Annotated in this window: 17 protein-coding genes and 2 pseudogenes; 14 read left to right on the forward strand and 5 right to left on the reverse strand. The window is 61.9% G+C overall.

Annotation, left to right across the window (positions count from 1 at the left end; genetic code table 11):
* Positions 1–348: 348 nt before the first annotated feature.
* Together RSO67_RS29950 and RSO67_RS29955 are read left to right on the forward strand one after the other, a co-directional pair.
* A complete protein-coding gene (locus RSO67_RS29950) occupies positions 349–594 on the forward strand; it encodes a type II toxin-antitoxin system VapB family antitoxin (protein WP_120286850.1) in 246 nt (81 codons plus the stop codon).
* Positions 594–989, forward strand: coding sequence for a type II toxin-antitoxin system VapC family toxin (locus RSO67_RS29955; protein ID WP_120286849.1), 396 nt, complete (start codon positions 594–596; stop codon positions 987–989). The genes RSO67_RS29950 and RSO67_RS29955 overlap by 1 nt, the downstream gene beginning before the upstream one ends.
* A gap of 65 nt (positions 990–1054) precedes the next feature.
* Here the strand turns inward: RSO67_RS29955 and RSO67_RS29960 are convergent, their stop codons facing one another.
* Positions 1055–2194 (reverse strand): site-specific integrase, encoded by a 1140-nt coding sequence (locus RSO67_RS29960; protein WP_315844450.1) that lies wholly within the window; start codon positions 2192–2194, stop codon positions 1055–1057.
* A 122-nt stretch (positions 2195–2316) separates the two neighbouring features.
* Between RSO67_RS29960 and RSO67_RS29965 the strand changes: the two genes are divergently transcribed.
* The gene (locus tag RSO67_RS29965; RefSeq protein WP_315844451.1) at positions 2317–3258 is read left to right on the forward strand and encodes a DUF1403 family protein; all 942 of its coding nucleotides are present in this window, start codon (positions 2317–2319) and stop codon (positions 3256–3258) included.
* Between the two features lies 1 nt (position 3259).
* Entirely contained in the window at positions 3260–3910 is a 651-nt protein-coding gene (locus RSO67_RS29970; protein ID WP_315844452.1) for an SMC-Scp complex subunit ScpB, read from the forward strand.
* A gap of 271 nt (positions 3911–4181) precedes the next feature.
* On the opposite strand, the gene RSO67_RS29975 is transcribed toward RSO67_RS29970, so the two are convergent.
* Positions 4182–6878, reverse strand: coding sequence for a heavy metal translocating P-type ATPase (locus tag RSO67_RS29975; RefSeq protein WP_315844453.1), 2697 nt, complete (start codon positions 6876–6878; stop codon positions 4182–4184).
* A gap of 53 nt (positions 6879–6931) precedes the next feature.
* On the opposite strand from RSO67_RS29975, the gene RSO67_RS29980 reads away from it, so the two are divergent.
* The 10 genes and pseudogenes from RSO67_RS29980 to opgC all read left to right on the forward strand — a co-directional run.
* Positions 6932–7207 (forward strand): metal-sensitive transcriptional regulator, encoded by a 276-nt coding sequence (locus RSO67_RS29980; RefSeq protein ID WP_143571943.1) that lies wholly within the window; start codon positions 6932–6934, stop codon positions 7205–7207.
* Between the two features lie 87 nt (positions 7208–7294).
* Entirely contained in the window at positions 7295–7792 is a 498-nt protein-coding gene (locus RSO67_RS29985) for a hypothetical protein (protein ID WP_315844454.1), read from the forward strand.
* Between the two features lie 365 nt (positions 7793–8157).
* On the forward strand, positions 8158–9624 hold the full coding sequence (locus tag RSO67_RS29990) for a TolC family protein (RefSeq protein ID WP_315844455.1): 1467 nt from the start codon (positions 8158–8160) through the stop codon (positions 9622–9624).
* 13 nt (positions 9625–9637) lie between these two features.
* Positions 9638–11020 carry a copper oxidase gene (locus tag RSO67_RS29995; protein WP_315844456.1) on the forward strand — a complete coding sequence of 461 codons (1383 nt, stop codon included), beginning with the start codon at positions 9638–9640 and terminating at the stop codon, positions 11018–11020.
* A gap of 104 nt (positions 11021–11124) precedes the next feature.
* A pseudogene (locus RSO67_RS30000) lies at positions 11125–11382 on the forward strand (copper-binding protein); the annotation flags it as partial.
* Between the two features lie 95 nt (positions 11383–11477).
* Positions 11478–11846 (forward strand): copper homeostasis periplasmic binding protein CopC, encoded by a 369-nt coding sequence (gene copC, locus RSO67_RS30005; protein ID WP_315844457.1) that lies wholly within the window; start codon positions 11478–11480, stop codon positions 11844–11846.
* A gap of 114 nt (positions 11847–11960) precedes the next feature.
* The gene (locus RSO67_RS30010; protein ID WP_315844458.1) at positions 11961–12383 is read left to right on the forward strand and encodes a CopD family protein; all 423 of its coding nucleotides are present in this window, start codon (positions 11961–11963) and stop codon (positions 12381–12383) included.
* Between the two features lie 50 nt (positions 12384–12433).
* Entirely contained in the window at positions 12434–12760 is a 327-nt protein-coding gene (locus RSO67_RS30015; RefSeq protein ID WP_410001925.1) for a four-helix bundle copper-binding protein, read from the forward strand.
* Positions 12761–12828: 68 nt separating this feature from the next.
* The gene (locus RSO67_RS30020; protein WP_315844480.1) at positions 12829–13320 is read left to right on the forward strand and encodes a DUF305 domain-containing protein; all 492 of its coding nucleotides are present in this window, start codon (positions 12829–12831) and stop codon (positions 13318–13320) included.
* 39 nt (positions 13321–13359) lie between these two features.
* Positions 13360–13490, forward strand: a pseudogene (opgC, locus tag RSO67_RS30570) (OpgC domain-containing protein); the annotation flags it as partial.
* 616 nt (positions 13491–14106) lie between these two features.
* Here opgC and RSO67_RS30025 read toward each other — a convergent pair.
* The 3 genes from RSO67_RS30025 to RSO67_RS30035 form a co-directional block, all read right to left on the reverse strand.
* A complete protein-coding gene (locus RSO67_RS30025; protein ID WP_315844459.1) occupies positions 14107–14940 on the reverse strand; it encodes a class I SAM-dependent methyltransferase in 834 nt (277 codons plus the stop codon).
* A gap of 580 nt (positions 14941–15520) precedes the next feature.
* Positions 15521–16222: a response regulator transcription factor gene (locus tag RSO67_RS30030; RefSeq protein ID WP_315844460.1), complete on the reverse strand. Its 702-nt coding sequence runs from the start codon at positions 16220–16222 to the stop codon at positions 15521–15523.
* Between the two features lie 40 nt (positions 16223–16262).
* Entirely contained in the window at positions 16263–17786 is a 1524-nt protein-coding gene (locus RSO67_RS30035) for an ATP-binding protein (protein ID WP_315844461.1), read from the reverse strand.
* Positions 17787–17999: the final 213 nt, after the last annotated feature.

Raw genomic sequence — 17999 nt, forward strand, 5'->3', positions numbered from 1 at the left:
TTCTGCACGGCTGTCAATTTAGGCGGCGCGCCACGGACCCCGTCCCCGCAAAAACGGTCGCATGGCCCCCGCGGGCCACCGCGCCAGGCAGCACGGCTGCGGTCTCCCGGCCAAATGGGGGAGCGGATGATCCCGTCCGCTGCCGGGTGGAAGGGCGCCGGAATGATCAGCGACTAGGTTTGCGGCCGCACGATCACTGTCTGGGACGTGGTGATCAGGTGCTGGAAAGTCCGAACGTCGGATCGGGGCGCGGGCAGAGCGTCGATACTTTTCCCGTTCACCGGCCACTTCTAATCGTCTATCCTTCTCGTTATATTAGGCTACACGACGCAAGGTAGAGGCCGTCCCATGGCTTTCCATATTAAAAATCCCGAGACGGACGCGTTAGCCCGGCGCGTTGCGGCGCTTAAGAATATCGGTTTGACCGAGGCCGTGCATGCTGCCTTGGCTCACGAACTTGAGCGCGAACAGGGCGCGCCGAGCTTAGTCGATCTTGGGGTACAATTCTGTCGTGATCTGAGAGCCAAGGCTGATCCGCAGAACGGTAAGCCTGCGGATAAGGCGTTCCGCGACAGCCTATATGAAGACGCCTGATGTTTATCGACGCGTCGGCGCTCACGGCGATGCTGACCGACGAAAATGAGGCGCGGGAGTTGCTCGCCCGGGTCCAGCGCGCGAAAACCCGACTGACTTCGCCTCTCGCAGTATGGGAAACAGCGATCGCCGTCGCGCGCATTCTTAATCTTCCGATCGCCGATGCTGCTGAGGCTGTTGAAAGTTACTTGTCGCTTATGGAGATCACGGCGGTGCCTGTACCGCCTGAGGCGGCCCAGATTGCACTCAACGCTTTCGACCGTTTCGGCAAAGGTCGACACCCAGCTCGGCTGAATTTCGGGGACTGCTTCGCTTACGCGTGTGCTCGTCATCTTGGCGAGCCTCTGATGTTTAAGGGTGGCGATTTTCCGCAGACCGATATTGAGGCAGCTTAGTTTCCGATCGTCTGGTTCGTCCGGCAACGCTGCAAGTGATCCTCGCAAGCCCACGCCAAACAACGCTACAGCCCTGCCGCTTTGGTCAGATTGACCCGGAAGCGATCTCGGCGCCGCTGGTACTTCCGGGTCTGTTCGGCGCTGGCGTGGCCGAGCTGCTTCTGGACATAGCGCTCATCGACCTCGGCGGAGGTGGCGAGGCCGGCCCGCAGCGAATGACCCGCGAACTTGCCATGCCGGTCGCCTTCGCTGAGATCGGCGCGAACGCCGGCGGCGAGCGCGGCTCGTTTGACCAGCCGGGCGACCTCCTGGTCGTGCAGCCGATCCGGCCCGACCTCCCTTCCCTGCCCGGTGACCCGGCGGAACAGCGGCCCGTGGCCGATGCGGGCGAGATTCAGCCAGGTCTGCAGCGCCGTGACCGGGCAGGTGACATCCGACGAGCCGCGGCCGATCTCGATCTCGCGCCAGCCGGTCTTGCCGCGCAGAGTGACGAGCATGCCCTTGTCGAGAATCTCGATCCAGCCGCGGCCATCCTCGGTGTCGTCCCGGTGCAGGTCGAGGCCGACGATCTCCGAGCGCCGCAGCCCGCCGGCAAAACCGAGCAGCAGCATGGCACGGTCGCGCAGCCCCCGCAGGCTGCCGCGATCCAGCGTCTCCAGCATGGCGATGACGTCCTCGGGCAGCACGGCGTCTTTCTGCCGGGGCGGGGCGCCATGGGTGTTGCGGATCCCGGCCATCACGGTAGCGATGTGACGGTCGGCCCGGTCCAGCGCCGTGCCACGCTGCGCGAAGTGCCAGCTCAGCGCCGACAGTCGGCGCTCGATGGTGGAGACGGAATTCGGCAGGCCATCGGCGGCCGCCGCGCCGGAGGCGCAGGCGGTGACGTAAAGCCCGACGGTTTGCGGGGAGGGCGGCTGCACCTCGAGATGATGGCGCCGGCACCAGGCGGCAAAGTGCTTCCAGTCGGCGGCATAGGCGCGGCGGGTATTGGCGGAGCTCGCGGCATCGACATAGTCGCGGGCGCGGTCGGCCAGCCTGGCGAGCTGCGGCAGCATCCGGGGATCTCTGGCCGGGGCGGGCAGGGCGATAAGGCCGTCGCCCGCCGGGTCTGCGACCGCACGATCGCCGGCGGCAGCCGCGCCGTCCGGCAGAGCGGCACCGTCTGGAGCCTCGGATTCAGCGCTGAAGGGGGCGGCAAGACTCATCGTGGCGAGTATTCGAAAAACGAACGATAAGGCAACATTATCACTCGTTTTTATTAACCATAACCTGGGGCGGTTTCAGCGGATTTATTGGCGCAAAGCGCCGCGCGCGCCTACGCTGAAGCATGCCATCCCGCACGCGAACGATTCCCGCACCACCCCGCCGCTTCCCGCCGATGCCGGGCTGGGCGCGGCTGCGCGATGTTGGAGGCGGTGCTGACGATGCGCCATTTGTGGCCGGCGCAGCGCTGGCGGCGCTGCATCCGATCGCGCGCGACGAGCATCTGCTCGGCGCGTTATGGCGCCAGCGCCTCGCGCTCACATGCGCAGCCAGGCTGGCCGGGCAGGGCGGTCGCAGCGAAGACGAAGCGATGCTGCGGGATCACTGGTATCTGCGCCAGAGCAGCGACGATCCGGGCCCCGCCGGCCGCCTGCTCGGCGCCTGGCGCCGGCTCGGGACAAGCAAGGCGCTCACGCTGAAGGACACTTGGCCGACACTGCTGCCGGCGCTGCTGGCTTGCCGCGACGACGAAGCGCTGCAGGAGGCGATCGCATGCGCCCTGGCGCAGTGCATCGGCGGCGGCAATCCGGTGCAGGCCGCCGCGGCAACGGCGGCGATGAGCCTGCGGCTGCGACCGGACTGCTGGCCGCTGGCGCTGTGGCTGGCCGATGCCGTGCTCGCCCATCACCTCAGCTGGCCGGCGCCGGTGCCGTTGCTGGCGGCCCATCTCACCGGCAATGGTCTGCGCCGGGCTGCAACGAACTGCGATGAGCAAGGCTGGATCCAGACCTGCAGCCTGGCTTATGCGCGCGCCGCCGCGGCCGCCTGGGATCGCTATGCCGAGCTCGGACACCGCGCCGATCGTTTGCTTGCCGCGGCGCCAAAGCTGCGCGGCCGGGATGCCGACACCATGGTGGCGACCTTGCTCAGCGAGGATGCGCAACCGGCGCGGGGAGGGCAGACCGCCAGCGATCGCTCCAGCCGCCGGCTGTTCGAACGTCTGGTGTCGCTCGGCGTCGTCCGCGAACTGACCGGCCGCCCAACATTCAGACTGTACGGGTTGTAGGATGGGACGCCGACCAAAAGCCAACGTCACGTTGGACACCACGCTGACGGATCTGCCGAGCGCGCTGCGCTGGCGCGAATGGATGGGCCGGGTCGAGGCGGTGATCTTTGCATCAAGCGAGCCGGTCACCCGCGCCATGCTGGCGAAGGTCGTCGGCCCCGACTGCAATCTCGATCTGATCATCGACGACATCCAGGCCGAACTGCGCGGCCGCCCCTATGAGCTGGTCGCCGTCGCCGGCGGCTGGCAGCACCGCACCCGCAGACAGTTCGCCGATGCGATCCGCACCGCGACCGGGGCGGGGGAGGCGGGCAGCACGCTGTCAGCGAGCGAGATGCAGGTGCTGCTGTGCGTGGGATATTTCCAGCCGATCACCCGCGGCGAGCTCGGGAAGTTTTTCGGCAAGGAGATCAGCCGCGATGTCATCGGGCATCTGCGCAGGCTGGACCTGATCGGATCCGGCCCAAGGGCGCCGCAGCCCGGCGCGCCCTACACCTATGTGACCACCAAGGCATTCCTGGCGCAGTTCGGGTTCGACACGTTGCGCGACCTGCCGGACATCGAGGCGCTCGAGGATGCCGGACTGCTCAGCAAGGAAAGGATGTTCGCCGGCGACTTCTTGCCCAAGGGCGACGCGGCCGACGACGAGTGACGCATCTAGCCAATCCCTCCGGCCGAATGACGTGGGCGCATCGTGCGTTAGCATCGGACTCTGGAAAGCGGACGACAGCCTTCAGCGCCGGAGTGCGACGCCGAAAGCCCAACCCCCCGATAATCTCAGTCGGTATCATACACAGAGAAGCGCGATCGAGACACGCGTCAGGTCGGTGGGTTCGGAAAGACAGCCGGCACGGGGGCTGGCTGCGCGAGAGGGATCTCGGGATCGCGAACTTCACGATCACGCACCTCGCGACCGACCGTCCTCATAGGCGCGCCGCGCGCAGCCGCAGCGCGTTACCCACGACCGTCACGGACGACAACGCCATAGCCGCCGCCGCGATGATCGGAGAGAGCAATATTCCGAACGTAGGGTAGAGGACGCCCGCCGCGATCGGAATCCCGGCCGCATTGTAGATGAATGCGAAGAAGAGGTTCTGCCGGATATTACTCATCGTCGCTTGAGATAGACGACGGGCTCGAACAATGCCGCCGAGATCTCCCTTGAGCAGAGTCACACCGGCGCTTTCCATAGCCACATCGGTGCCGGTCCCCATCGCGATTCCCACGTCGGCTGCGGCCAGGGCCGGCGCGTCGTTGACACCATCTCCAGCCATTGCGACAACCCGTCCCGCCTTCTGTAGCTTCGTGACCACTGCGCTCTTCTGGTCCGGCAGGACTTCCGCCTCGACCTCGGAGATGCCGAGACGCTTCGCGACCGCGTTTGCCGTGGTTCGGTTGTCGCCGGTCAGCATGATGACCTTGATGCCTTCGGCCGCCAGCGCTTTCAAAGCGTCGGGGGTCGTGGCTTTCACCGGGTCCGCAATGGCGACGATGCCGGCGAGTGCGCCATCGACGGCGATGTTTACGACCGTCGCACCGTCTCCGCGCAGGATCTCCGCCTGTGCTTCGAGCGCCCCGGTCTCAACCTCAGACGCGCTCATGAACCGCGCGTTGCCGAGCAGAACGAGCTTGCCGTCGATCCTGCCCGTGACGCCCTTTCCGGTGGGAGAGTCGAAGTCGGTGACGGCCGCGAGATCGACATTTCGTTCCTTCGCCGCGCGGACGATCGCGTCGGCGAGCGGATGCTCGCTCGAACGCTCGACGCTGGCGGCGAGCCGGAGAATCTCGGCTTCGTCGAAACCCGGCGCCGGAACAATCGAAACGACTTTGGGCTTGCCCTCTGTCAACGTTCCGGTCTTGTCGACGACCAGCGTATCCACCCTTTCCATGCGCTCCAGAGCCTCAGCGTTCTTGATCAGCACACCCTCCTGGGCGCCGCGACCGACGCCGACCATGATTGACATCGGCGTCGCAAGACCCAGCGCGCAGGGGCAGGCTATTATCAGTACGCTCACCGCCGCGACGAGACCGAATGCAAGACGGGGTTCGGGGCCGAACCACGCCCAGGCCGCGAAGGCGGCGATAGACACTGCGATGACGGCCGGCACGAACCATCCGGCGACCTGATCGGCGAGCCGCTGGATCGGGGCGCGGGATCGTTGCGCCAGGGCGACCATCTGCACGATTTGGGAGAGCAGGGTGTCGCTACCGACCTTTTCGGCCCGCATCACGAAACCGCCCGATTGATTGAGTGTGCCGGCGATCACCTTGGCTCCGGCTTCCTTCGTGACCGGCATGGACTCGCCCGTCACCAGGGACTCGTCGATCGAGGAGCGACCCTCGACGAGGATCCCGTCCACCGGCACCTTCTCGCCGGGACGGACCCGGAGCCTGTCACCGACGTTCAGGCTGTCAAGCGCGACCTCATGGTCCTCACCGCCAGCGTCGATCAACCTCGCGGTTTTCGGCGCTAGATCGAGCAAGGCCTTGATGGCTCCGGACGTCGCCTCGCGGGCGCGCAGTTCGAGAACTTGTCCAAGAAGGACGAGGACCGTGATCACGGCGGCCGCTTCGAAATATACCGCGACCGCGCCGCCGTGGCCGCGGAAGGCCGGAGGGAAGGCGCCTGGAGCAACGGTGCCCACCAAGCTGTAGACATAGGCAACGCCCGTTCCCATCGCTACCAGGGTGAACATGTTCAGGTTCCGCGTCACCAGCGATTGCCAGCCTCGGACGAAGAAGGGCCAGCCCGCCCAAAGGACGACGGGGGTTGCGAAGACGAACTGAATCCAGTTCGAAAGGGTCGGATCGACGAGACCGTGGCCGACAAGGTGGCCGCCCATCTCAAGGACAATAGCGGGCGTTGCGAGCGCGAGGCCGATCCAGAAGCGCCGCGTCATGTCCGCCAGTTCGGGATTCGGCCTGTCGTCGAAGCTGAATAGTTCGGGCTCAAGGGCCATTCCGCAGATTGGGCAACTTCCAGGCCCGACCTGACGGATCTGAGGGTGCATAGGGCAGGTGTAAATCGTTCCGTCCGCCATTGGGGCCTGCTTCGCAACGGTGTGTGAATTGTTAAGGTATCGCTGCGGATCGGCGGCGAATTTGGTCTGGCAGCCCGCTGAGCAGAAGTAATGGGTCTCGCCATCCTGCTGAAGCTTGTATTCGCTGGTCTCTGGATCAACGGTCATGCCGCAAACGGGATCGACCATCTTGCCGGTGCCGACGGACATTTTGTGATCGTGTGCCTGGCGGCCGTGAGCATCGTGCGCGGAAGCACCGCCGCAACATCCGCCGCCGGTTGTCTGAGCGTCCGATGAGTAACTCTCGGGAGAAGCGGCAAATTTCGTGCGGCAGCCCGCGGAACAGAAGTGATAGGTCTCACCGATATATTCGAACCGGTGCTTGCTCGCCGTCGTACCGACAGTCATGCCGCAAACGGGGTCAATCGCCGTGTCTCTCTTTGCAGGGGCCTCGTCGCGTTCTTGCTTGCTGTCGGATGCTTTGCCAGCCGTTGAGCCTCCGCAGCAACTCGTTGCCGCAATGCTCGTTTCAGGCGCCACTGGCGCCTTCGGAGAGCACCCGCAGCCGCCGCTCGAATTTGCTATCTGCGTCCCGGTCATCTATCTCTCCCTCACGACTTGAAACCCATACCTTGTAGGGGTATATGGACTTCATGCAGGACGACATCAAGGTATCCGTGAAAAAACGCCTCGGCCGGATCGAGGGCCAGGTCCGTGGGCTGTCGAAGATGGTCGAAGAGGATCGCTATTGCATCGACGTCGTGACGCAGATCTCGGCGGTCCGAGCCGCGCTTCGGCGCGTGGAGGAAGAGGTACTTAAAGACCATGTCTCGCATTGCGTGGAGCACGCCATCGCGAGTGGCGACAAGGCCGATCAGCGCCAGAAGATCGCCGAACTCATGGCCGTCGTCGGAAGGGCCGAACGATGACCGGCGTGGATTCCGCCTTGGCCATCCGGAATTTCGCGGTTAGGCTCCGCGGATCGACTCGAACCGTCGAAGGCATCTGATACCTTTATGCTGATCAGGCTCATCAGGAAACGGCGTTTGAAGGCAGGGTGGCTCGTCGCCCTTGTCTATATGCTGTGCGTCCTAGCGCCGACACTGTCCTACGCCCTGCCGGGCGAACACTCCGTCGCGCACTGCATGACCACGGAAGGCATGTCCGGCTCCGTGCACATGCACGATGAAGCGGCGCAGCCGATGCACGCCCATCTTGACGGAGGCGCGGACGATCGTGCGGCCGCGAAGTCCATGGCGGTTTCCGACGCTGACGATATGACGTCGATGTCCGACGACATGGACGGGGACGGCGTGCCGACCAAGAAGGGGGCGCACACCACGAGCGGGCAGTGCTGCGCCCTGATGTGCGTCTCCGCAATGCCGGCGTCCGCATTCGAAGTTTGGGCGCCTTCCGCGCCGACGGTGGTCCACATCACGACCACCTATCGTGCCACGGCGGACAACGCGCCCGCCCTGCATTACCGCCCCCCATCTCCTGATCTGACTCGCTAGACGCGGTGCTGCGCCCCGAAGGGAAGCGTGCACCTGTGGCCCGTTGTCATTTCAGGAAAAAACATGTTTGCGCAGTTTGGTGCGAAGCTCACCGTCGTTCGTTCGGTGGCGGTGGGACTATTCGACAGACGACCGGTGGTGTTTGCCGCCTTATCCGCCGGCGTCCTTACTCTAGGGGGCTGCCTGCCGACGACGGCGCCTCTGGCTGGCGCCGATCCGGCCGATCCATCGGCGAGGGTGGCGGGCGTCGGCTACCGCTCGACCGTGGCTCCCTACACAAGTCTCCGCCCGGTCTCTCCGTCCTCATGGAGGGAGCAGAACGACCGTGCCGCTCCCGCTCCTAAATCGGATCGGTAAGAGCGGACATGTCCAGCACGCATCACATCTCCGAGCGCCCCTCCATCCGTCGTGGCTCAAGGCCGGCAGCAGCCGCGATCCTGCTTTCCTCGCTCTTCCTTTCCGGATGCGCCACCTTTTCGCCTGATGCAGGCATGGGTGCCGTCGCTGGCGTCGCGGGCGAGACGATCAAGAAGGACGTCATCTCGATCAAGACGCAGGACGACGCAGTGCGCGCCAACGGCGCCGTGAAGGAACTCCTTCGCCGGACGCTCACCGTTGACAGCGCGGTGCAGGTTGCGCTGCTGAGCAACCGAGGTCTGCAGGCCGCCTACAACGAACTGGCTCTCGCCGAAACGGATCTCGTCGGGGACAGCCTTCCACCCAACCCGACGTTCTCGATCTCGCGCATCTCCGGAAACGGCGCGCTCGAGATCGAGCGTCAGGTCGTCGGCGACATCCTTGCGCTCGCGACGCTCCCTTTCCGCTCCGAGATCGCCCGCCAGCGCTTCCGGAAGGCTCAACTGCGTGCCGGCGAAGAAACGCTGCGGCTCGCCGCGGACGTCCGCCGCGCCTACTACAGGGCGGTGGCCGCCAACGAACTCGTTGGCCTTCTGACCGATGCCAAGTCGACGGCCGAATCCACGGCCCAGCTTGCGGGCAAGCTCGGCCAAACGGGGTCTCTTAACAAGCTGGACCAGGCTCGCGAGCAGGTCTTCTACGCGGAGACGACGGCCGACCTCGCGACCATGCGGCAAGAGGCGACGAGCTCCCGCGAGCGGCTGATCCGGCTGCTCGGTCTTTGGGACGGCGACATCGGCATCAAGCTGCCGCAGCGCCTGCCCCTGATGCCGCGCCGACCGCTCTCGCTGCCCGGCATCGAGGTCGACGCAGTGACCCATCGCATCGACCTGCAGATCGCGCGCATCGAGCTGGCGGCTCTCGCGAAGTCGCTCAACCTTACCCAGGCCAGTCGTTTCGTGACGATGCTCGACGTGGCAGGGATCGACCGCAAGACCCGCGATCCGGAAGGTGCGCCGTTCCGCGAACGGGGCTTCGACATCCAGTTCCAGATTCCGATCTACGACGGCGGCGAGGTGCGCGTCCGCCAGGCCGCCGAGACTTACAACCAGTCCTTCAACCTGCTGACGGAGAAGGCGGTCAACGTCCGCTCCGAAGCGCGTGATGCATTCCGGGTCTACCGCTCGACCTACGACATCGCGGGGCACTACCAGCGTGAAGTGTTGCCTCTGCGCAAGATCATCTCCGAGGAGATGCAGTTGCGCTTCAGCAGCATGCAAGTCGACGTGTTCGCCCTCCTCACGGAGGCGCGGCAGCGCATCGCCGCGCTGCGCGCCGCCATAGAGGCCAAGCGCGACTTCTGGCTCGCGCAATCCGAACTACAGACCGCGGTCAACGGCGGCGGTGCCGGCGAAGCGCAATCCCAGTCCAAATCTTCGACGACCGCCCAGGCTTCCGGCGGCGGAGGGCATTAAAATGGAGACTCCGATGTTGTCTCGACGAAACTTCCTCGGCACCGCCACCGCGCTTGCAAGCGCCGCCGCCGTGACCGGCCGTGCCCAGGCGGCGACCATCCCCGAAGCGCCGACCATGGAAAAGGTCACGATGCAGCCGCCGCTGCATCCGACCAGCGGTCCTGACTACAATCCCGTGGTCACGCTGAACGGCTGGACTTTGCCGTGGCGCATGAACGGCGACTGGAAGGAATTCCATCTCGTCGCCGAGCCCGTCGAACGTGAGTTCGCCGAAGGCATGACCGCACATCTGTGGGGCTACAACGGCCAGTCACCGGGCCCCACGATCGAGACCGTCGAGGGTGACAAGGTACGCATCTACGTCACCAACAAGCTGCCCGAGCACACCACCGTGCACTGGCACGGCGTCATCCTACCCGCCGGCATGGACGGCGTCGGAGGTCTAAGTCAGCCGCACATTCCGCCGGGCAAGACCTTCGTCTACGAATTCGAGATGAGGCACAGCGGATCGTTCATGTACCACCCGCATTCGGACGAGATGGTCCAGATGGCGATGGGCATGATGGGAATGATCGTCGTGCATCCGCGCGACAAGACCTTCCGCCCCGTCGATCGCGACTTCGTCTTCATCATGAGCAGCTATCTCATCGATCCCGGCACCTACCTGCCGAAGGTCACCGAGATGACCGACTTCAACATGTGGGCGTGGAATAGCAGGGTCTTCCCGGGCATCGATCCGTTGGCCGTGCGTCTCGGGGACCGGGTCCGCGTCCGGGTCGGCAACCTCACCATGACGAACCATCCGATCCATCTGCACGGCCACAGCTTCGCGGTCAGTTGCACCGATGGCGGCTGGGTGCCCGAGAGCGCGCAGTGGCCCGAGGTGACGACGGACATCCCGGTCGGATCGATCCGCGCATTCGATTTCACTGCCGACAATCCGGGCGACTGGGCGTTCCACTGCCACAAGTCGCATCACACCATGAACTCTATGGGGCACGATGTCCGCAATCTCATCGGGGTCAATAAGAAGGATCTGGCGAAGGTCCTGGGTAAGCTCGCTCCCGACGCGATGGTGATGGGAACGACCGGCGGCGCCATGGGCGAGATGGAGATGCCGATGCCCGACAACACGCTGCCGATGATGACCGGCTCCGGGCAGTTCGGCCCTATCGAGATGGGCGGCATGTTCACCGTCATGAAGATCCGGGAAGGCCTCGCGCGCGACGACTACAGGGATCCCGGTCCCTACAAGCATCCCCCCGGAACGGTCGCCTACGAAGTAGCGGCGCCGCAGAAGGAGGCGCCTCGCCAGGCCAACGACAAGACGAAGACTAAGGCGACCGAACCGAAGCCCATGAAGGGAATGAACATGAAGGGGATGAAAGGGATGTGAGGCCTTCAGCCACGCCGACTAAATCGAAACACAAGATCAACTAATCAAATCGGAAAGAAAATGAATAGCAAAAGACTCGCAGCAGCGACCATGGTTTTTCCCTTCTCGCTTCGACCTCCGTCTTCGCACAGGACGCGATGGTCAAAGGCGAAGTGAAGAAGGTCGACGAGACCGCGAAGAAAATCACGCTCAAGCACGGCGCGATCAAGAACCTTGGAATGGACGAGGACGGCATGACCATGGTGTTCAAGGTCCAGGATCCCGCGATGCTCAAGCAGGTTAGGGCCGGCGACAAGGTTCAGTTCACGGCCGAGCGCGGCAGCGACGGTATCGCCATCACGAAGATCCAGAAGACCAAATAGTTGTCGATCCGTTGATCTCACCGTGGACGAGACGTGCCCACGGTGGGATGGCGTTGAATTGAACAAAGCACACGAACCACCTTGAAGGACGACCAATGTCTAAGAAGGCCCGCATCGCCGTCGCCTCTATTGCAGTGATGGTGCTCACGCTCGGCATCGCTCAAGCTCACCCCGAATTCCAATCGGCAGAGCCTGCCGCCGGGAAGTCGTCGGCACCGCCGAAGCAGATCCGCATTCTGTTCAATGAGAGCGTAATTCCGCAGTTCTCCGGCATCGAATTGAAGGACCAGTCCGGAAAGGCGATCGCGGTCGGCAAGGCGACCACCGATCCTACCAACAAGAAGCTGATGATCGTGCCCCTCAAGGACCAGCTGGCACCGGGCGACTACAAGGTCGAATGGCACGCGGTGTCAGACGACACTCACAAAGTGAAGGGCAGCTACTCTTTCGGCGTGGCGAAATAATGATCGAACTCGGGCTCGTCGTCGTACGCTTCTTGCACTACGTGGCAAGCACCACGCTGGCCGGAGCGGCGTGCTTCCCGCTTTACGCTTATGACGGCGCCGAGCCCGAGACGCTTGGCCGCTGGAGAAGCAGGGCTCGGGTATGCTGGGACGCAGCCGGATGCGTCGCCGGTCAATGTCGACAGCGTGCTGATGCGGTTTTCCGGAATGGGCTACCTCGCGGTGGCGACGCTCGTCGGAACGGGCCTGGTCAATAGCTGGCTGCTTGTTGGGTCCGTCTCCAGCCTGCTCCACAGCGCCTATGGGCAGATACTCATGGCGAAACTTGCCTTCTTCGCAGGGATGCTGGCGCTCGCCGCGGCCAACCGGTTCTGGCTAGTGCCGGCACTGGAAGCGTCCGGGCACGATGCTGCCGGCTGCTCCGACGTCTGGAGAAGCAAATTGCGGGCTCACGTGCTGTGCGAACAGGGTCTGGGCCTGCTCGTCCTCTTGAGCGTGAGCATACTCGGGACGATCCGGCCGGCGATCGGACAATGACCGGCGAGAGCGGCCGCCATTCCGGCGGCCGGCAAGACAGGAGGAATGCCATGAAGGATACACACATGCAGGAATGCATCGACCGATGCCTGCGCTGCTATCAGACCTGCTTCGGCATGGCGATGAACCATTGCTTGGAAAGTGGCGGAAAGCACGTCGAGCCGACGCATTTCAGGCTCATGACCGCTTGCTCCGAGATATGCAGGACGTCGGCGCATTTGATGCTGATGAATTCACCCCATCACAAGCACCTCTGCCGCGAATGCGCCGAGATCTGCACCGAATGCGCCGCGGACTGCGAACGCATCGGCGGCATGGAGGACTGCGTGGAGGCCTGCAGGGCCTGCGCCGAGAGTTGCCTCGCAATGGCGGCTTAGAGGAAGCGAAACGAGTAGTTCCGCTGCATTCGGTATCAACAGCAATCAAGGAAGTAATGACGATGAATATGAGCTATGCGCGCTTCGGCGCAATGATCGCCGCCTCTACGGTCGTGATGTTCGGCCTCATGTACCTCAACACGTATGCGATCGACCACGTGTTCTTCAGCCAGACGCGGATGTGGATGGCCTTCGTGATGGGCGCGGTGATGGCCGCGATCATGCTCGCCTTCATGATGAAGATGTATCCGGACAAGCGAATAAATACCGGGATCTTCGTCGGGAGCGTCCTCATCTTCGTGGTCGCGTTGTGGCTCGTTCGCAGCCAGCAGACCGTCGACGACGTCTCCTACATGAAGGCAATGATTCCGCATCATTCGATCGCCATCATGACGAGCGAGCGCGCCCATATCCGCGATCCGCGCGTGCGCAAGCTGGCCGACGGAATCATCGAGGCACAGGTCAAGGAGATCGCCGAAATGAAGCAACTCATTGCGGATCTTGGCCGGAACGCACCTCCGGCCGGAGCACCGGATCTGCCGGCACGACTGCCCCGATGAGAACTATCAAAAACGTACTCCGGCGATCGAGTAGTATCGATGAAGCAAGAGAGTCTGCCGGTGCCGCCTGGACGCAATCTGCGGCTCGGCCTGTTTTGCGTACCCGCGAACTGGGCGATCTTGCTCGACCACATTCCAACAATGCGGTGGCTTGGCTGACGGCGAGGAACATTCCATAACATTCGAACGGCGAACACGGGCTGTAGGAGCAAAGCTAGAATGTCAGCACTTAGCAAAGTTCAGATGTCAGTTTCCTGTCCTCTTGGGGGCGCTGGAGGCTGTCACTTAGATGAGCATGGTGTTGATCGCGTGTGGCAATGAATAAACGCATAGAGGCCCTGCGATGTGGACAGCATTGACGACTTGCTTCGTTTATTTTCTGATCGGGGATATCGACCTCTGTCTGGGGTACTTTACGGGCAGGGAAGAACTCCAGCTGAGATACGAAAGCTGTTAAGTAGATCGTCGCGGCCAATCGCGACACGCCAGCCGGCAGTAATCGTTCAGGGCGACGACGGCGCCTTCCCCGCAACTGAACGAAGGCCGGCCGTCAGGATTTCCATTTGAGCGCAGTCCGGCGCGGACCTCGACCTCCGAGCTTGAACAGCAAGTCGTTTCCAAAATATTTTAAGCGATCGCCCGGAACCTCAGCCGCGGCCCGTCTTTGATTCGTAGTGGCGTCCCCCCAACTCGGGCCTCGCGCGGAGCTCAGGCGGGCGGCTTGGCTATTAGTCCGTGAGTCCGTTTAAGCCGGAACTTAAGTGGAGTTTTGCCCGGGCTTTCGGCCTATGCCTTTCGCGACACAACGAGAAAGTGCTCGGCGAAAAATCCGGAGACCTTAAGGCTGCGGCATATCTTCTCGAATGGTCCGACCAGCACTTCGCAAAGGCGCGGAAGGAAACGGCCTGGCCGCGGGAGATAGCCGTAATATGTGCTCTCAATTACCTCGAAGCCCTCATCCGACAGCATTCTCGAAAATTGATCCAAGGTCAGGGTATTTCGAGGCCTTCTTGGATATGCCCGGTTCAGGACACGGCTCACCAACCCGATTGGTGAGGTTGCATTCAGTTGGATGTTGCAAACCAAAATCCCACTCTTGCGAAGGTGTCGATAGATCGCTCGCAAGGCATCGCGCCGAAGCGCGTCCTCTGCATTCAGGAAAAACCGGAACGCGGTGACGACGTCAAATGTCTGTTGGCCAGTGGCATTAGTGATATCAATGCATCGCAACATGACATTGTCGGGAACTGAAGCTGCGAAGAGCATAGCTTCTGACACATCGACTCCGACAACCGAGCCGAAGAATAGTGCTGCGACCTTGGCAATGCGTCCGGTTCCGCAGGCGAAATCGAGGCTTGTTCGCTCCGGCCCTCCGAGCGGACGCAGAATGTTTTCGAGCAGGGGCCGCTCGACGTTCCGCCATAACGCCGAGCAATAGCCCACCTCGAAGGTGCTGACATAGTCGGCAACGATATCCGCCGGCTGGTGGCTCGCGCGATAGCTCTCGCTGTACGTGTCTCCATTTAGCATAGGATGCGTCCCGTGAGCCGAACGGCGGGACGCTAACCACTTTGCGGGGGCGAGGTCTTCATGCATTTGAATGATAGCGTCATGCGCCATGACAATGTCCGTCGGGGCTGTGTCTCGAGCTGCGCAATCCAGAACTTTGTCGAGCGGAGTCAATGCCGCCGGCCACGCAGAACCCGCAACCCAGATCGTACGGATGACCTTCTCGGCACAAGCCTCGTGCTCTGAGGGGGAAATCCTCGGACGTGACAAGGCTCTTCAATGCGATGCCATTCATCGTCAGGACGGCGCCAGCTTTACGGGATATTGCTGCGCGCCAGGATCCCGCCGGTTGCCGCCGGTGAGCGAGAATGGGAATCTTGAGACGGCATCTGAATAACTTTTGGCCGAGCTAAAATGTTGGTCTTCGGTGCTTGCCTCACGGAGGCACAGCATCGTTGCATCGCGCAAAGTGAGAATTGTCACATCGGCCAAGGTTGCCGCCTGAGCATCTGCGGCTGGCATAGATGCGGATGGCGCTATGGACACGACGATTGAGGCGCGATGCGACTACTACAAACATCGCGCGCGGCCGCGTCGAGCTGATATCAACGCCATTCCCATCCATCAGAATGGTGTGTAATTCATTATCTCGTTCGTGCCTTGGCCGAGGACCGCTCGGTTCGGCCCGTATTCAGGCGTGTTGGCCAGTTTGGCGCATCTTTTGATATGCCATGACCGCAGAAACGCGGTTGGTAACGCCGCACTTATTCATGATACTGCTCATGTAGTGCTTAACCGTCTTCTCGCTGATTCTAAGTTTTTCAGCGACCATTCGGTTGGTGGAACCGCTTTCGACCTCCGCGATGATCTGGAGTTCGCGGTGACTGAGGCCCACTTTAATCGGTTCCCCATCCTTCCGTTGGACAGCGGAGAGCAGGCGCGCGGCAAACTCCGGCGAGACGAACGAGGACTCGTTCTTGAAGACGGCCCAGATTGCGGCTTTCAGCTCGCTTGCGCTTACCCCCTTCAGTATGTAGCCGTGTGCACCAGCATTCAAGGCGGCGATGCCTGTCTGCGGGTCGTCGCAAGCCGTTAGTATCACGCAATGCGTGCTGGGGAATTCGAGGCACAACTGCCTAAGCGTGTCGAGGCTGTCGCCGGGAATTCCGAGATCGAGGATCATCACGTGAGGCCGATGCGCCTTCACGATGTCGAGCACGTCTGCGGACGATGCGCCTTCGGCCACGATCTTGAAGCGGGCCTCCGCTCGAAAAACGGCAACCAGTCCTTGACGGTAAATCGGATGGTCGTCGACGATGGCAATCGTGGCTTGCTCACTCAACATTTCCATAGCGTACACCATACTAATAAAACGAATGGGAAAACGCGGCACTCCAGAATGATCGGAGAGTAGACATCAAAAAGAAACCGTTTCAATACTTTTTAATAGATGGATCGATGCTCGGGGCGTCCCGCACTGCAACCGTGGAACCGTAAGAGGAGAGCACACAAAGAATCTCGGTACCCTTTTCAGGGTTGGTGATGACTGAAAATTCACCTCCGAGAGCTCTTACTCGCGAGACCATCCCCGGCATTCCTAAACCTGATTGCGAGGTCGCGGGAGCGGCATTGGAAAAGCCGCATCCAGTATCTCGCACCGAGAGACTGAGCATCTCGTTTGCATACGCAAGCCTCACGACCTGTCGATTGCTTCCCGAGTGCTTGTATGAATTGTTTAGCGACTCTTGAACAACCCTGACGACGCAGCGAACTATATCGCGCGGTAGCTTCTCAGGTACATTTACCGCCTCGAAATCCACGATGCATCCTGTGCGGCTTTCATGCCCCCGTATGATCTTACGGAGCGCTTGGGATGGATCTCCGACCTCCCCGATTTCTGGAAGAAGAAGGTCCGCGGCTATAGCGCGAAGCTCTTTGAGCGCGTCCTGCAGCGCGCTCCGGAGTTCTGCCAGTAGCGCCCCCGTACTTGCCGGTCGGTCGTTCAAGTCGTGTTCAAGAGCCTCAAGGCGCAGTAGAACGAAAGACATCAGTTGTGCGGGCCCATCATGGAGCTCTGCTCCAAGCCGTGTATGCACGAGATCGTCGATACGGGCGGCCGTGCGAAGGGCATTTTCGGTTTCCAATTTGAGAGTGTCGTTATGGCGATGCAGCAGCATTTTGTCCCGGAAGCGTTGCTTGATGGCCGATCGCTGCATTTTGATGGTCACGCTTCCTTGGTGTACGACTACGAATAGCGTCAACAGAGTGCCGAGCCCGACGAATCCCACTACTAACCACGCACTGCGCTCGGCGCTTGCCTGGTCGCGGAGAAGCGAGCGGGCGTCTTCGTAAATTTCGGCGACCGCAATGATCTTTTCTGTCTGGTTCTTGTAGAGCGGGATGAATATCTCGTAGAGAGGCATCGATAGAGCGCGCTCGAACTCACTGTCATCGTCCGTCAGATCGGCCATTCCTGCGTGAATCTCCCCGCGCAGCGAAGGAGCGATGTCAGTTGTCGGGAAACGACGTCCGATCAGTCCTTTTTGGGTGCTATAAACGATGGTGCCGTCCGGACGCCATATCTTGATGGAAGCGACATGGCGCCTCGATTTCAGCAATTCGCCAACGGCGTCGAGGCTGCGAGCGTCTTCTGCGCTGGGGACCCCTCCGTCATCCATCGACTGGACGTATGGCTCCAAGAAATTTGACACGTATAGCGCGGCGGCTCCGCTAGTTCCGCGCAAAACGCCATCGGCGATGCGGGTGCCGACCCATCCGCCGACCGCGAGAACCGAAAGGGACAGAACCAGCGTGGACAACATCGCGAATTGTTCGAAGAGAGATCTCCGAATCCACCAACTGCGCAGTTGCCGTCGGGCTATTCTGATGTTTCTTGTCGGGCTGGACGAAGCGCGCTCTGTCATCGACTCCTCTTCGCCGGTGATCGAAGAAGACACGTCGACTCGTGGAATGCGTCCAGCCACGTTGGCCGCAGTTGCGACGTTCCCCACTGGTGACTCCATGCGATGGTTCGCGAAAATCTGTCATCGGTGAATAAATGCTTAAATCGGCGGCATCATATGCTCCGATCCGATCCGCTTTCAATGTTTTAGCTGAACATGGTGAAGACCGGGCGCGGTTCCTTGGAAGTCTATCGTAATGGCTGCCGC

This window comes from Tardiphaga sp. 709 (assembly GCF_032401055.1).
Lineage (GTDB): Bacteria > Pseudomonadota > Alphaproteobacteria > Rhizobiales > Xanthobacteraceae > Tardiphaga.

Bases quoted from the DNA above. Each gene is read 5' to 3' on its own strand.
- RSO67_RS30025 (WP_315844459.1), bottom strand. From the start codon at position 14,940: ATGGCGCATGACGCTATCATTCAAATGCATGAAGACCTCGCCCCCGCA.
- RSO67_RS30015 (WP_410001925.1), top strand. From the start codon at position 12,434: ATGAAGGATACACACATGCAGGAATGCATCGACCGATGCCTGCGCTGC.
- RSO67_RS29955 (WP_120286849.1), top strand. From the start codon at position 594: ATGTTTATCGACGCGTCGGCGCTCACGGCGATGCTGACCGACGAAAAT.
- RSO67_RS29995 (WP_315844456.1), top strand. From the start codon at position 9,638: ATGTTGTCTCGACGAAACTTCCTCGGCACCGCCACCGCGCTTGCAAGC.
- RSO67_RS30020 (WP_315844480.1), top strand. From the start codon at position 12,829: ATGAGCTATGCGCGCTTCGGCGCAATGATCGCCGCCTCTACGGTCGTG.
- RSO67_RS29960 (WP_315844450.1), bottom strand. From the start codon at position 2,194: ATGAGTCTTGCCGCCCCCTTCAGCGCTGAATCCGAGGCTCCAGACGGT.
- RSO67_RS29990 (WP_315844455.1), top strand. From the start codon at position 8,158: ATGTCCAGCACGCATCACATCTCCGAGCGCCCCTCCATCCGTCGTGGC.
- RSO67_RS29985 (WP_315844454.1), top strand. From the start codon at position 7,295: ATGCTGATCAGGCTCATCAGGAAACGGCGTTTGAAGGCAGGGTGGCTC.
- RSO67_RS29950 (WP_120286850.1), top strand. From the start codon at position 349: ATGGCTTTCCATATTAAAAATCCCGAGACGGACGCGTTAGCCCGGCGC.
- copC (WP_315844457.1), top strand. From the start codon at position 11,478: ATGTCTAAGAAGGCCCGCATCGCCGTCGCCTCTATTGCAGTGATGGTG.
- RSO67_RS29965 (WP_315844451.1), top strand. From the start codon at position 2,317: ATGCCATCCCGCACGCGAACGATTCCCGCACCACCCCGCCGCTTCCCG.
- RSO67_RS29970 (WP_315844452.1), top strand. From the start codon at position 3,260: ATGGGACGCCGACCAAAAGCCAACGTCACGTTGGACACCACGCTGACG.
- RSO67_RS29980 (WP_143571943.1), top strand. From the start codon at position 6,932: ATGCAGGACGACATCAAGGTATCCGTGAAAAAACGCCTCGGCCGGATC.
- RSO67_RS29975 (WP_315844453.1), bottom strand. From the start codon at position 6,878: ATGACCGGGACGCAGATAGCAAATTCGAGCGGCGGCTGCGGGTGCTCT.